Below are 13,890 nucleotides of genomic sequence, written 5' to 3'. Positions count from 1 at the left end.
CGCGGCGCGGCAGTCGACCCTTTCATGACTGTCACGCCGCGCGACCACCGGAATCAGCTTACGTCTTTGTTCGGGTCTTCGGCATGGGCCCAACGATAATCCAGACGCGGCGCAAACACTTTGATCCGGCGTTTGATCTTGATCAGGATCGGGTCATGCACCGGCTCCGGGTCTTTCAGGAAGGCGGTCAGCACGGCGCTCAGTGCGTACAAGCCGCAGAATGCCCAGACCACCCCTTCAATGCCGTAACTCTCATTAAAGATCGCGACCACCGCCGGGCCAACCCATGTGGACGCCCCTGCCCCCAGGCTTAGCACCGACAGCGCCGCGGCCTTGTTATTCGGCGCCAACGCGGGTGCGAGTGCCGACAGCGGCACGAAACACGCCAGGGTCAGGCCGTAAAAGGCACCGAAGATCGAAGCGATCAGGAAATCGTGGGGAAACGCCTGGGGCATAAAAAAGAACAACGGCGTGCTGATCGTGCTGCCCACCGCGCCGAACCACAGGATCGTGTTGCGATAGCCGATCTTGGTGCTGATCACGCTTGAGCTCAGATTACCGATGATGTTGAACACGAAGACGATGGTCAGCAGGCGTAGCCACTCTTCCAGGGTGAAGCCGACGGTGTGCATGAAGAACCCGGGCATGACCACCAGAAAACCGAACATCGACGAGGTGTTGATCACCCGGACGAGGGCGGCCAGCGAGACTTTCGGACGCGTCCACATGATGGTGATGTTCTTCGCCATCGACACCATCGGCCGCTCACCCTCGGGCGCCAGTCGACGCATGCCGTGGGCTTCACGCATCCCGATCAGACCAATCGCGCCGCCGATGACCACCAGAGCAAAGGATAACCAGAAGGTCTGCAATGCGCCGATCAGCGGGATGGCGGCGCTCGCCACCAGAGAACCCAGCATCGGCAGGCCCGCAGCGTAAGCCACCCAGAACCAGCCCACGGCCATGCCCATTTTGCGGGACGGCGTTGACGCTGCGATCCACACCAGAAAGCCATAAGCGAACAATGGATAACCGAAGCCGCGCAGGCCGTAGGTCAGGAGAATCATCGAGTAGCTCAGTTCCTGCAATCCGTAGATCAGGAACAGCACTTCAAACACGCTCCAGATGACCAATCCCAGGAACATCACCCGTTTCGGGCCCCAGATATTGGAGAGCGCACCGGCGAGCCAGGAGGAAATCCCGACCGTGACGCCGTAGAGGGTGAAGATCATGGCGATTTCGTCGCCGGGCATGCCGCGTTCACTGAGGAAGGGCGAGAGGTATCCGAGTTCCACGCCATCGCCGATCATGAAGATCAACAGACCGACAAAGCCCCAGAACATGGGATAGGGAATTCCGACTTTTTCGCAGAATCGAGAGAGTGGAGTGTTCGGAGTGGATTGATCGCTCAATTTTCCGTTCCTTTTTTGATGCACGGCGTTTGGTCGCGCCGAATGAATGGCCTCGATGAGGTTGAAAGGCAGATGGGTGGCACAGATTTCCGCTTCGGGCAGCGAGCAAACTGGCTTGATGGGTAGCGCGCGGGGGTCAGACGTGACATCAGCTATCGTCGACCCATTAATCTATGTTTTTTCTAGATTTTCGAGCCCGAAGCCAGCTTTTTATGCCAGATGAATCGATTAAGCACAACCGAGCCGGGCTGCATTGGGTGCGACAACATGCCCGGTTGTATCGTCTGAGGGGTAGAGGGACTGGGCGGTCGGGTGTTGAAGCTTGCGCATGAAAATAAATCAATCTTTTTCTTCAAGATGGCTCTGGTCCGCTCTTCTCGGCGGTTTCACCAAGCCGATGCCGCGCTTCAGGCAGGCGCGGGCAAGGGGGCGGCCAGTGAAATGCTGATCAACTTTGCCTGTCAGCCCCTCGCTGGCCACCTGTTCAGACCGAATCCGCCGTGCTCTCCTCGGCGTCGTGACACCTGAAGAGGACTGCCCTTTTCTATTATTCATAACTCTAGATACATCTTCCTCCTTGATCTAACATCGAACGACTTTCACCATCCGCCCCACACTTCACAGGGAGCTGCTGGTGAAAAGCAGGGAATTAATTGCAGAGTTAGAGGCCGCGGGCTGGACCTTGGCTCGAATCAGAGGCAGCCATCACGTTTACACACATCCGTGCAGCCCCAACTCCATCCCGGTCCCGCATCCGAAGAAGGACCTTCCCATCGGAACGATCAAAAGCATCAGGAGGCGGGCATGTCTATTACCTCTGGCACCCACTTGATCCTAGCGCAGGAGCACACCATGCAATATCCCATCGCCATCGAATGGGGCGACGAGACGACGGCTGTCGGCATACAGATTCCGGACATTCCCGGCGCGGTGACGGCTGGCGACACGTTCGAAGACGCTTACAACGCCGCGGTCGAAATTGCCCATATTTGTCTTGAAGAACGGGTTGCCGACGGTCACGCCGTGCCGATGCCATCATCGGCTCGAGCGCATCATGATAATGACGATTACGCAAACATGGGTTGGGGCATGATCGAGATCGACATCACCCCTTATCTGGGCAAGACCGAGAAGGTCAATGTCACCTTGCCGGGGTTTGTCATACAGCGCATCGACCGTTATGTTCGCGACCACAACGTCAAAAGCCGCTCTTCGTTTTTGGCCGATGCGGCCCTGGAAAAAACTCGGGCGGGTCTGAATAGAAAGTGACCGCAGCAATACCACGCGCACCGGGTGGGACCGGCTTTAGCCGGGAAGGCCTCAGGTGCGTCACACCGCAAACTGATGGAGTCCACACCGGCCTCTTCCCGGCTGAAGCCGGTCCCACTACAAAGCATCGTGTCCAGTGTAGGACCGGCTTTAGCCGGGAAGGCGTCCGATCTCGCACCCCACAACTGATGGCCTCACCGAGATGGGCGGATTTTCCTGCACCACCCCCAGGACGAGGGGTTGGTGAAAGCGTCACGCATCTGCCCGGCCGTTATCCTGCGGGCATCGGCGTCAAAAGCGAGCGCGGTTCGCAAAGCAGGCCAACCATGCCTGGGTAAGTGGCGTGGCGGTTTCAACCCGGCTTCCAGGTGCTGATCACGGGCCTGATTCGAAGGTAGATGCCGGAAGGGGTGTCTGCCGCTTGCCAGTTCGTAGATCACACAGGCCACCGCGTAGACGTCAGCACTTGTCGAGAGCTGTTGGTGCTCAAGCAGCTCAGGGGCAGCGTAGCCTGGGGTCCAGGCATTGAAGCGCTCGCGACTCAAATGCGGCAAGCCGGGTAATACGCCCTCCTCGGCCCTGCCAAGACCGAAGTCGAACAGGCGCACGCCCTCTTCACTGAGCATGATGTTGCTGGGTTTGATATCACCGTGAACCACGCCGCGAGCGTGGGCGAATGCCAGTGCGTCCAGCAACGGCAGAACGATCTCGCGCAGCTCTTTCCATGGCAGTCCCAGCGGCCGCTCACAGAGCATTTTGTCCAGCGTCAGGCCTCGCATGAGCTCCATGGTGATGAAAGCCCGCGCGCACGAGGTGTCGACATGAAACCCGTGCACACGCAGCACGTTGTCATGCCGCAGGTATCGGGTCAGGCGGAACTCGCTATAGAGCACTGCGCTGGCGTCCGGCGACTCGGCGAAGTCTTCGTTGAGGACTTTGAGCGCGACGTAAGGATCGGGATCTCCGTACTGCTCGGCCAGCAGATCGCGCGCACGGTAAACCGCTCCCATGCCGCCGGCACCAAGCAGGCGTTCGATGCGGTAACGACTTGCCAGGACAACGGGCATTGCGCTCATCCCTGCCGAGATGCATACCCGAGCCGTTTCAGGTTTTTGAGACCGGGCGAAGGCGAAGTAGGTGAGGTCTACGGGCGGGTCATCGCCGGCGGGAGCAGCCGGCGCCTGTCCATCGGGATCTATTTGCAGGGGATCAGTCATCCGCGAATCACCACAGCCGTCAGGTTATCCCGGGCAGCGCCGCGCAAGGCGTCATCGAACAGGCGCTTGAGCGCTGTTTCCGGCTGAACGTGATTCAATGCGTGACCCAGCGCATCGCTACTCAACCCCTGATACAAACCGTCGCTGCACAGCAGGAACGCATCGCCCGGAAACACCTCAAGCTCCAGCACCTCCAGCGTCAGTTGCTCGGCAGCGCCCACCGCTCGGGTCAAAGCGTGCGCTCCCGGGTAGGCGCAGGCCTGGCGAGCATTCATCTGTCGCTCGTCGATCAGTTGCTGTTGCAGGGAATGGTCCCGGGACAGCTGATACAGCCGCTGGCCGCGCCACAAATAGCAGCGGCTGTCACCCGCCCAGACACAGGCCGCCCGGCTTTCCTCCATCAGAAGTGCGACCACCGTGCTGCCGATGATGCTGTCCTGTCGGCCTGCACGGACGGTCAGCTCCTGGCCCAGCCGCCGGTTCAGCCAGTGCAGGCACTGCCTAACGCCGATAAGCCTGTCATCGAAGTGATCGCGCACCGGCAGCTCCGCCAGACTGGCGACGATCATCTGGCTGGCGATATCGCCTCCCTGATGGCCGCCCATGCCATCGGCAACCACCCACAGTCCCCTCTCGGGACACTCCAGAAACGCATCTTCATTACGCGCCCGGACCTTGCCGCTGTGGGTCCGCGCGGCGCTGCGCCACTGGCCGGCGATCGCCATCAGAGTTGCGCCGGCATGCGGAAGCTGCGCAGCACGCTCATGTCGAAAGGGTTGGGCGAACGCTGGCTCGTCAATAGGTAGCTGGCACGCAGTCCACCGACATCAGCCTTCAGTACCAGCACGTCGCGACCGCTCAGCTCCTCCCGTTGCATTGAATCCATCAGACGGAACAGCGACCACGGACCTGAGCTTTCTTCGATACCCAGTGGGCGGCCAACCATTCTGTCGAGCACCAGACTGGTTCGACCCGCCTGCGCATCGCTGGGCCATTTGAATGACACCGGGACAATCGGACCGTGGCGGTATTCGAGGGCCTTGTCCCCCAGCTTGAATTCGGAACGACTGACAGAAGAGTCCAGGGTATGCGGCTCAAGTTTGAACTGCACCTGAGGCTCGGCCGGGTTGTCGGCGAAGAACCCCTGTCGGATGGCCCGAGCGGCGGTCATCTGATCAAGATACGCCCGGGAGATCGGCAGGCTTTGCCCGTCGATACTGCGCAGACGATAACTGCCTTTCTCGCCACTCACGAACGGACGCAGGAATCCGTCGAAGAAGCGGTCTGTAACACCCTGAACCTTGAAGAACTCGCGAAAATCACTGAGTGCGACGTCGCTGGCACTGTCGGCGCTGAACGGATAACGCTTGCTGATCGCCTTGGCGTAAAAACTGTACACCTCGCTCTGGTAGTGCTGGTTCACGTGTTGATAGGCATCGCGAAGCACCAGCCGCCACGCGTCTTCGGCCAAGGTGTTGAACCACGCGCCCACTGGACGTGGCAGGCGACTGGATGCCGCACGCAAAGTGCCCAGCGCATCCCGCTGCCCGCCCATGCGTGACTTGGCCATGTCGAACGCAGCCTGCTCCGGCGAGCTGGCCCTGCCCAGACTCGCCATCTGCAGTTGCAGCTCATTGAGTACCGCCAGAACAGGTATCAGGTCTGCCGTTGGGCCGTCTTTTTCGTCGAGCAGGCGGTGCAGCGGATCGAACCGGTTCTGCAGTGATTTGCGTGCGGTGTCCGGGACGGATGCACTCAACGCTTCGGAAGCTTTACTTGACGCAGCGACCGCCAGTTTGCCGGCTTTGCCACCCTTATCCGGCAACTGCGCAGTGGCATCGACGGCGTTTGTCAGTGCCTCGGCTACTGGCGTGAAGCGAGTGTTCTCCCGTACTTCCCTGAGCAGATTGATAACCGGCGAATGGGCCGAGGTCAGGCCAGCCAGTTGCTCGGCACTGTCGGCAAAATCGTAGGGCGCGGGCAGCTCGACCGCGCTCACCGCCTCGCCCCAGTAATCAGCGTAATCACGGAAATAAAGCTGCTCCAGTTCAACCATCAAGCGCCGCATGTCCATGTCGCTGAGACCGGAGCCTTCGCCCAGCACCCAATTGTCCCGCAGGATATCGGTCACCACCCGGGAGCCGTGCACCGAAAAATACTGCTCGTAGCCCTGTCGGGTGTAAAACCCCGGAATCACATAATCGGTGCCGACGAACAGCGCTGCCTGCGGCCCGAGATGCTGGTCGAAACTGTAATCCGGCAAGGTCGCCGCCTGCTCGCGCAGCATCCGGTAGACGACGTTCGCCAGCGACTCACCACGCAGCACCTGCCGGGCCTGCACCACGCACTGTTCATTGAGGCCATGGACAAACGGCAGCGTCAGCAACCGTTCGAAGTGGGCATTCAGACCGTTTTGCGCAGCGGCGTCGCCGGGGTACAGCTCGGACCAGACAGCGGCGACCTGCTCCTTGAGCCACGCCGCTTCCCGCCGGTCTTTCATGCCCAGCATCAGATAGGCACGCAGGCTTTTGAGGAGCCCCTCGCGATCGTCAAGGCTCGCGGCAACCTGCCCCTCCAGCATCGTCGCTACCTGAGGCAAGAGCAGCCGTTCAAGCTCGCGATCGTAAGCGCTTTCGACCACCGGATTGACCGCTTGGCCTTGATAAAGGCCGCCGCGCGTCTGGTAACCGACATCCTCTTCGCCAGGGAAAACCCGGGTCGCCGCATAGCCGGTGTCCAGTACTTTCAGCGCTGCGAAAAGGTCATCCTGGACCGCATTCGCCGACCGCTGCTCCGCCCAGGTCCTGGCAAGGGCGCCCAGGCTGTCCAGGCGTTCATAGTTGCCGGAAAAACTCACGGCCCAAAGGCTGCCGAACAGCGCGAGTGACGCCAGTGCGCCTGCGTATAGCGCGCGCTGGGCCCAATGGATACGGCGGCGCTCGCGCATGTCCAGGCCCGCAAGGTCAGCCTCCGGGAAGATGACTCTGCTGAGCAGGTGATTGATGAAACGCGATCGGCCCCTCCCCAGTGTCGGCAGCGTTTCTGTGCTCATCCCGGGACTGGCACCCCTGCCGAGAGCGGGCGAGCGCATGTCCTGTTCAAAGCCTGGCGCGCTGGTGAGATAGAAACCACGCAACTGGCTCGCCAACTGGTAGCGATTGCCCGTGAACGCCAGTTCCACAAACACGCACACGCGTTCGCCGATTCCGCTGAGTTGATGGGGTAAGTCGAGAATGCCGCCACGGCGCGAGGTATCACGCTCTTGATGGATGCGGGTGATCACCTGACTGTTGAGCCGAACCAGCAGTTCGCCGAATTCGTTGCGCAGCATGGCGGCGTCAGTGCCGCTCTGCCCGTTCTTAAAGGTGCCGCCGAGGACCTGATCACTTTCCTCCCGGGTCAGTTGATCGAAAAACGCGTCGAAGCCCGGAAGGCTGTCGGCCTTGCTCAGCACAAGATAGACAGGCACCTCGACATGGAGCTTCTGATTCACCTCCTGTAACCGCGCACGCACCTGTCCGGCGAGGGTCTCCAGTTCAGGATCACTGCCGTGGAGGAGCGTGTCGACAGGGAGCGTGACGAGTACGCCGTTCAGGGGGCGGTTGCGGCGATATTTGCGCAGCAGATCAAGCAGCGTGCACCAGGCGCTGCGGTCGATGTCGGCGTTCGGCTGGGTCAGGTAACGGCCTGGGGTGTCGAGGAGCACGGCATTGTTGGCAAAATACCAGTCACAGTGGCGAGTGCCTCGGGTGTCGCGGGTAAGTTTGTGCCCGACTGTGTTGAGCGGAAACTCGAGCCCTGAAAACTCCAGCAGGCTGGTCTTGCCGCTGCCCTCGGGTCCGATCAGCAGGTACCACGGCAGCTCGGTGCGCCAATGTTCGCTGCGGCCGCGATACAGGCTTGAGGTCTTCTGCGTTTTCAGCGCGTCCTTGAAACGCGTCGTCAGTTCAGCCTGCTCCTCGTCGATCTGATCGTCGCGCAAGAGGCGCGCCTGACCGTCTTCGCTGTCCTCGACCGCTTTCTTGCGATCCCCGGCACGCCAGCTGACATACACCATGGCAAGGCCCCAGAGCAGGAACAGCGAACTGATGGTCAACAGCCGAGAGGTCGAACCCTCCCAGAACTTTCGGTCGTCAACCGCCAGGAGCGGCCCGACGAACCAGACCATCAGCGCCACGAACAACACCAGCAGGAGCGTCCACACCCACGTCTGACGCAGAAGCGCGCCGGTTTTCTTGAAAAGGTTTTTCATCACACGTCTCTGTTTACGGCGGCGGCTTACGGCTGCGGCTTTGATTGCACTTGCCGCTGGGATTGCGGGTGAGCGGCAGGCTGATCGAACAGCTGATAAGGTTGAAGGACGGCCTTGCGGTGCTCGCCCAGCACCCAGGCGAAGCCCGAATACATCACGATCAGACACACCAGGGTGAAGCCCACCACCATCCAGCCGGGCACGATGCGCACCAGGCTGCGGCGCTGTTGGTTCAGTCCTTCCCAATGGGGCGACAGCTCGCGAGGCGCATCACCGCGCAGCTGGCGAACCTGCCGGTAAACCGCGTCGCGAATGTTCTCGAGCTCCTGCACGCCACGGGTCTGCACCCGGTAGCGGCCCTCGAAACCCAGAGACAGGCACAGGTACATCAGCTCCAGCATCGACAGATGCTTCACCGGGTTTTTCGTGAGTCGATCCAGCAGCTGGAAAAACTTTTCCCCACCGAAGGTTTCCTGGTGAAACCTGCTCAGCAGGCTCATCTGCGACCACTCGCTTTCGTTGCCCCGGCCGCTCGTTACCACGGCCTCATCCAGAACAGTGCAGAGCACATAGCGGGCGCCCGCGACCTGGCTGCTCTCGGCACCGTTGTGCAGCGCGCGCGCTTCAAACGATTTCAGCACGTGGGTCAGGTGCTCATGCAGCGCGGCCATATCGTGAGGAATGTCACCGCTTCTGAGCCGTACAACCTCGGACAACAGCTCCGATGCAGCTGCCACAAGCGGGTTCATGCCGACATTGAACGTCTGCGCCGGACGCAGGCGCGCGGCGTAGATCATGCGTTCTTCCAGTTGTTCGAAGCGCGGCGGCGGCGTGGAATCCGTCATCGGCTTCGACGCCGGGCCGTGACCCTGTCGAGTGACCAGGACGGTTTTGTCGTCCTGTTGATAATCGCTATCCCTGATCATGGCGTTCAATTCCTGATGGCCCAGAAGTTGAGTTCAAGCTCGGCAAACTCGCCGGACACGTGGAACGCGAATCCGCCGGAGCGCTCCAGCTGCGCCAGGTCTTCGGAGCTGAGTTCGAGGACGAAGTAGGTTTTCTTCGAATGAAACGCAATTTGCCGCGGCGCCACCGGTAACGGGGTGAGCTTGATGCCGGGCAAGTGCAGGTTCACCAACTGGCGGATACGTTCCACCGGTGCAACCTTGAAATGCGCGGGCAGACGATGGCGCAGTTCCTCGGAATCGCAATTGGCACTCGCCGCCAATACAAAGGAGGCCGAACCCAGCAGCGTGCGATCGTGCAGCGGCGAGACGGTGATGCCGTATTGACGCGGCTGTAGCACCAGCTCGATGGCGTGTTGCTCCAGCACCATCGACAGCATCTGCCGAAGCGCTTCCACCAATCTGCGAAAGCTTTCCCCTTGATCGCTGTGCCGGTAGCGGCTGTCCAGACGCGGCCGCTTGCTGTCACTCGAGAAGGTCGCCAGGTCGCCCAGCAGGGTCAGCAACGCGCGGTAGAGTTCTTCCGGATGCACGTGCTCCAGACCCAGGTAGTGACGCAGCAGCAGTTCGGCACGATTGATCAGCTGAAGCATCATGAAGTCGCCCATTTCCGCGCTGGCGACCGTGCCGCTGGAGCGGATGCGCTCGGCAATGCTGTCGCCCCGATGGCTGAGCATGCTGATGACTTCCTTCAGGCACGACAGAAGATAGGCGGAAGCATGGGACTGAAGGTAAGTCGGTACGAAATCCGGGGCGAGACTGACCACGCCGTCAGGGGTTGTGTCGAGCACGGTGCAGATCTTCAGCTTGACGTAAGCGTGGTCGCTCTGCTCCTCGCCCAGGAGCAATCTGAAGTCGGGACGGCCGCAGCTCACCTGACAGATCGCGTCATCACCTGCATTTGAATCGGCGACTTGCGTTTCATACGCGGTATAACGCGCCAGCACATCGGACTGCTCCGGTCGCCTGGCTTCCACGTGATTGCCGGTGACCAGCGGCAACGCCAGATAAACAGGCGTGTTGACGGTATTGGGCGGTATGTCGAGGGCCAGCGACTGCGTGTTGCCGCCCAACTCGAACACGCTGCCGTCAGGCAGGATGCCCGACGCCTGACTGATCACCAGCTTCCCCATGTTCAGAAACTGCAGATCGATTTCCAGCGCCAGGAATCCCCAGGCGTAGCCACCCATTAACCGAGTGCGGATTTTCAGCTGGTGGTCGTAATACCGGTCGTTGTGCTGGAAATGCTGAGGACGCAGCAGCATGCCCTCCTGCCAGATGACTTTGTGCGTATTCATGGCTGGTCGACCGCCTCGGCAAACGCTTCAGGTGAAGTCCGAATACCGCTTTCATCAAGGGTCAGATCGACTTCGGTGGCGGTTCGCGGCGGGAGGTGAAGCGTGGAGCGCCACGAGGCTTGTGACAGGTCGCGGTACGCCGCAACTACGCCGACATAGCGACTGCCCTTCTGCACACTGAGCTTGAGCTCGACCGTTTCGCCCGGACGCAGCTCAAGCTCCTCGGTAGCGACCATGTCGGGGGCCAGTGACTCTCTGGCCCGCTCATACAGGCTGAAAAAATCAGCGTTCTCGAAGGCCACTGCGTGTTTGAGTTCGTACAGGCGGACCACGATCGGTGACGGACGACCATTCAGATCGGGGTTCAGCTGATCACTGGCGGTGAGCCTGAGGTCGAGTTTGGTGAGGTGTGAATACGGCGACAGCGTCGAGCAACCTGCAAGGATGAGCACGGCAATCAACGCGGTCAGCGCGTGTAGAAAGAAAGGTGTACGGCGAAACATGCGCTTCATCCCTGATGATCAGTGTGGAGGGTGGAAATCAGACGAATCTGCTCTTCATAGGCTTGGGCGAAATCTCGCGCCAGCAGGCGTTCGCTCCAGTCATTGTCCTGACGCAACGCCTGGTGATAGCGGCCATAGGCTCTCCAGCGACTGCCGGAGGTCGCGAGCAGTGGCGGGTTGTCGCGCTCGAATCGCAGGGTGAGTTGCTCCGGTGAAAAATGCTCCAGCGTGGCGCGCGTTGTCGCGCGACAGGCGGCCAGCAAGGCGATCTGGTGCGCCTGCACGTCATGGAAGGCTCGGCTTACCGCCAGCTCGGCGGGCAGTTGCCCGGGTTTGCCAGGACGCAGCATTGCCGACAGGGCTTCGCCCGCATCGACCGCTGATTTCAGCGGGTTGCGCTGGGCGCCCTGCACGGTGGTCTGCGACAGGCGCAATTCATTTTTCAACTCGCTGCGCGTTTGCAGGTGCTGCTGGAGACCGCCGACGCACTGCCTGAGCAGACGGCCGGCATTGATCGCCAGCGCCTCCCGGGCATCCTGATCAAGATCGTCGAACTCGAGACCCAGCGCGTCGGAAAACCGGGTCCAGAAATCATCGGTCTGGCGTTCGGTCTCAACAGCGGCTGGCGCGGGTGCTGGAGCGGGGTGTGCTGCAGGATCTTCGACCAGCTCTGGCACGCGCAGGCTTTCCATGTCCACCCGGGCATAGTCCGCACGCTGTGGACCGTCCTTGATGGCGGCAGCTGGCGAAATCAGTTCGTCGATGTCCGAGTGGACGCGTTCCTGCTGGTCGAGCGCGCTCAGCGGGTCGAGGTCCAGAAACGAGTCGTCCGGGATGATGCTGCCGTCTGCACAAGTGCGACCCACGTCACCGTCAAACGAGGTCGGCTCACGCATCAGTCGGGCACGCAGCTCGAAATCGCCCATTACATACAGACTGCCATGCTCGATGCGAACAGCTTGCCCCTTGGGCAGACGCACCCTGCTCTCCCCACTCAGCACGCCATTGCTGCTGGTATCGGTGAGATAAAAGCTGCCATCGCGGTAGCTGATCGTGATGTGGTGGTGGGAAACGTGCCGGCTGCGGTCGGGAATGACCCAATCGCAGTCCACCGCCCGTCCGATCACGCCGCCCGCCTGCCTGAAGGTCTTTTGGCATTGCTCCGCAGGCACAAACTGCCGGGTGCTCAGCATTTCGAAAACCAGTTCCACGGTGGTGCTCCTTGTGGTCAGTTACCGCGGTTGGCTGCCTGCGGATCACCCAGCGGGCGATAGGTGTTGTCGTTGAACTTGTAGTTGCCGCTGCAACCCGAGACGCCACAGAGAAGAACAAGGGTCAGCAGAACAGCTTGCCGGTGACGAACGAACATCAGAGGATCTCCAGAGGTGAGCACAGGGCGCCGTCGGATGGCGCGATGGAAAGCGAGCGGGAAAAAAATCGTTCGTGCCTACGCATTGATTTCACCCAGATTGATATTGAGGCGGCCAAGGCGGTACAGCAGCGTTCGCCTGGGCAGCCCAAGCTCGCGCGCGGACAGGCTCTGATTACCTTCGTTTTTACGCAGGCAATCGAGCAGCAGGCCGCGTTCGACCTGCTCAAGGCGTTCGCGCAGACTCAGGCGGGCAGCACCAGGGGCAGCATCCGCGCGGAGGGTGAAATGTTCGGGAAGCAATTGGCCCCCTTCGCACAGCAGAACGGCACGTTCGACCAGCCCCTTGAGCTCGCGAACGTTTCCGGGAAAGGCGTACCCGGACAAGTGATCGAGCGCCGCGTCAGACCAGCACAGAGCATCCCGTTGCAGAAATGCGCAGGCCTTGTCGGCGAAATGCCGGGCGAGATCGATGATGTCATCGCCGCGTTGGCGAAGAGCGGGCAGCTCGATGGGGAATTGCGAGAGGCGGTAGTAGAGGTCCTCGCGAAAGGTGCCTTCGCTGACCATGGCCAACAAATCCCGGTGGCTCGCTGCCAGGATGCGCACGTCTATCTTGTGCGTGTCATTGGAGCCCAGTGGGCGTATCTCTCCCTCCTGCAGCACGCGCAGCAGCTTGGCCTGCAGAGACAGCGGCATGTCGCCGACTTCATCGAGCAACAGGGTCCCGCCGTTGGCTGCATCGAACAGTCCGGCGCGATTACGCAGAGCGCCGGTGAAGGCCCCCTTGCTATAACCGAACAACTCGCTTTCCAGCAGGCTTTCAGGGAGTGCCGCGCAGTTCTGCACGATGAAGGGCTGCGAGCGACGCGGACCGTAGTCGTGGATGGCGCGTGCCACCACTTCCTTGCCGGTGCCCGTTTCTCCGCGCAGTAAAACGGTATACGGGCTGTGCAGGACTTTACTGATCATCGAACAGGTGTGGCGCATGGGCGCGCTTTTGCCGATCAACCCATAGGCGCTGATGCTTGGCACACTGACGCGCACGGGTGGTGAATCATCGGTACGTCGTCTCACGCGCTGAAGCAGCTGCAATTGATGCAGCACGAACGTGCCCAGTCGACCAAGGGAGTCGGCAAAAGCCTGCAGCTCCAGATGTCGACTGCTCGCGCAGACGAGCAAGCCTTCCGCCGCCTGTTGATCACTGATGATGGGCACACACAGCAGGGACTGCCAGGGCACCGCTCTGGGCGGCAGGAAGCTGGTTTCGTGCAGGCGGCCCGGCAAATCGGCAAGGCACACAACGCGGTTTTGGCACAGCGCAAACTGCAGCAGTTGCTCACCGTTGTAATCGGTTGGCAGGCTCTGAGCCTCACGGGGTTGCACGCTGCCCTCAAGGCACTCGGCAGTCATGCCCAGACACGTATGGGTCGCGTCCAGCAGATAAAGCTGAGTCAGCTCGCACCCGCTCAACTCGCCGAGTCCGAGCACGAGCCCGCTCAGCAGCGCGGCATCGTCCGCTGCGCAGGCAAGCCGGGCGAATTGCTCCAGAAACGCTTCCGCATAGGCCAGCGGTTGCGGCACCTGAATGAACATAGCGCCCAC

General features: G+C 60.9%; 12 protein-coding genes. 2 read left to right on the top strand and 10 right to left on the bottom strand.

Features of this window, described 5'->3' with window-relative positions; genetic code table 11:
- Positions 1-53: 53 nt before the first annotated feature.
- Positions 54-1,412, bottom strand: a complete 1,359-nt coding sequence (locus ACYASU_RS23510) for an MFS transporter (protein WP_213016797.1) — start codon at positions 1,410-1,412, stop codon at positions 54-56.
- A gap of 634 nt (positions 1,413-2,046) precedes the next feature.
- Between ACYASU_RS23510 and ACYASU_RS23505 the strand changes: the two genes are divergently transcribed.
- Complete coding sequence (locus ACYASU_RS23505; protein ID WP_192173678.1) at positions 2,047-2,244, top strand: type II toxin-antitoxin system HicA family toxin; 198 nt, start codon at positions 2,047-2,049, stop codon at positions 2,242-2,244.
- A gap of 20 nt (positions 2,245-2,264) precedes the next feature.
- Complete coding sequence (locus ACYASU_RS23500; protein ID WP_463584249.1) at positions 2,265-2,681, top strand: type II toxin-antitoxin system HicB family antitoxin; 417 nt, start codon at positions 2,265-2,267, stop codon at positions 2,679-2,681.
- Positions 2,682-2,875: 194 nt separating this feature from the next.
- Here the strand turns inward: ACYASU_RS23500 and ACYASU_RS23495 are convergent, their stop codons facing one another.
- The 9 genes from ACYASU_RS23495 to ACYASU_RS23455 form a co-directional block, all read right to left on the bottom strand.
- Positions 2,876-3,898 (bottom strand): serine/threonine-protein kinase, encoded by a 1,023-nt coding sequence (locus ACYASU_RS23495; RefSeq protein ID WP_463584248.1) that lies wholly within the window; start codon positions 3,896-3,898, stop codon positions 2,876-2,878.
- Positions 3,895-4,623, bottom strand: a complete 729-nt coding sequence (locus ACYASU_RS23490; protein ID WP_282368361.1) for a PP2C family protein-serine/threonine phosphatase — start codon at positions 4,621-4,623, stop codon at positions 3,895-3,897. Before ACYASU_RS23490 ends, ACYASU_RS23495 begins: the two co-directional genes overlap by 4 nt.
- Positions 4,623-8,150 (bottom strand): type VI secretion system membrane subunit TssM, encoded by a 3,528-nt coding sequence (gene tssM, locus ACYASU_RS23485; protein ID WP_463584247.1) that lies wholly within the window; start codon positions 8,148-8,150, stop codon positions 4,623-4,625. Before tssM ends, ACYASU_RS23490 begins: the two co-directional genes overlap by 1 nt.
- 26 nt (positions 8,151-8,176) lie before the next feature.
- Positions 8,177-9,076, bottom strand: coding sequence for a type IVB secretion system protein IcmH/DotU (gene icmH / locus ACYASU_RS23480; RefSeq protein WP_463584246.1), 900 nt, complete (start codon positions 9,074-9,076; stop codon positions 8,177-8,179).
- 5 nt (positions 9,077-9,081) lie between these two features.
- A complete protein-coding gene (gene tssK, locus ACYASU_RS23475) occupies positions 9,082-10,413 on the bottom strand; it encodes a type VI secretion system baseplate subunit TssK (RefSeq protein WP_192172610.1) in 1,332 nt (443 codons plus the stop codon).
- Complete coding sequence (gene tssJ / locus ACYASU_RS23470; protein ID WP_463584245.1) at positions 10,410-10,916, bottom strand: type VI secretion system lipoprotein TssJ; 507 nt, start codon at positions 10,914-10,916, stop codon at positions 10,410-10,412. The genes tssK and tssJ overlap by 4 nt, the downstream gene beginning before the upstream one ends.
- A gap of 5 nt (positions 10,917-10,921) precedes the next feature.
- Positions 10,922-12,127, bottom strand: coding sequence for a type VI secretion system-associated FHA domain protein TagH (gene tagH, locus ACYASU_RS23465; protein WP_463584244.1), 1,206 nt, complete (start codon positions 12,125-12,127; stop codon positions 10,922-10,924).
- 17 nt (positions 12,128-12,144) lie between these two features.
- A complete protein-coding gene (locus ACYASU_RS23460; RefSeq protein ID WP_463584243.1) occupies positions 12,145-12,285 on the bottom strand; it encodes a type VI secretion protein in 141 nt (46 codons plus the stop codon).
- 78 nt (positions 12,286-12,363) lie between these two features.
- Positions 12,364-13,881, bottom strand: a complete 1,518-nt coding sequence (locus ACYASU_RS23455) for a sigma 54-interacting transcriptional regulator (protein ID WP_463584242.1) — start codon at positions 13,879-13,881, stop codon at positions 12,364-12,366.
- Between the last annotated feature and the right edge of the window lie 9 nt (positions 13,882-13,890).

The sequence above is a fragment of the Pseudomonas sp. HP_12 genome, from assembly GCF_055283955.1.
Note: the sequence above shows the minus strand (reverse complement) of the source record. Positions and strands in the feature narration are given on the sequence as shown.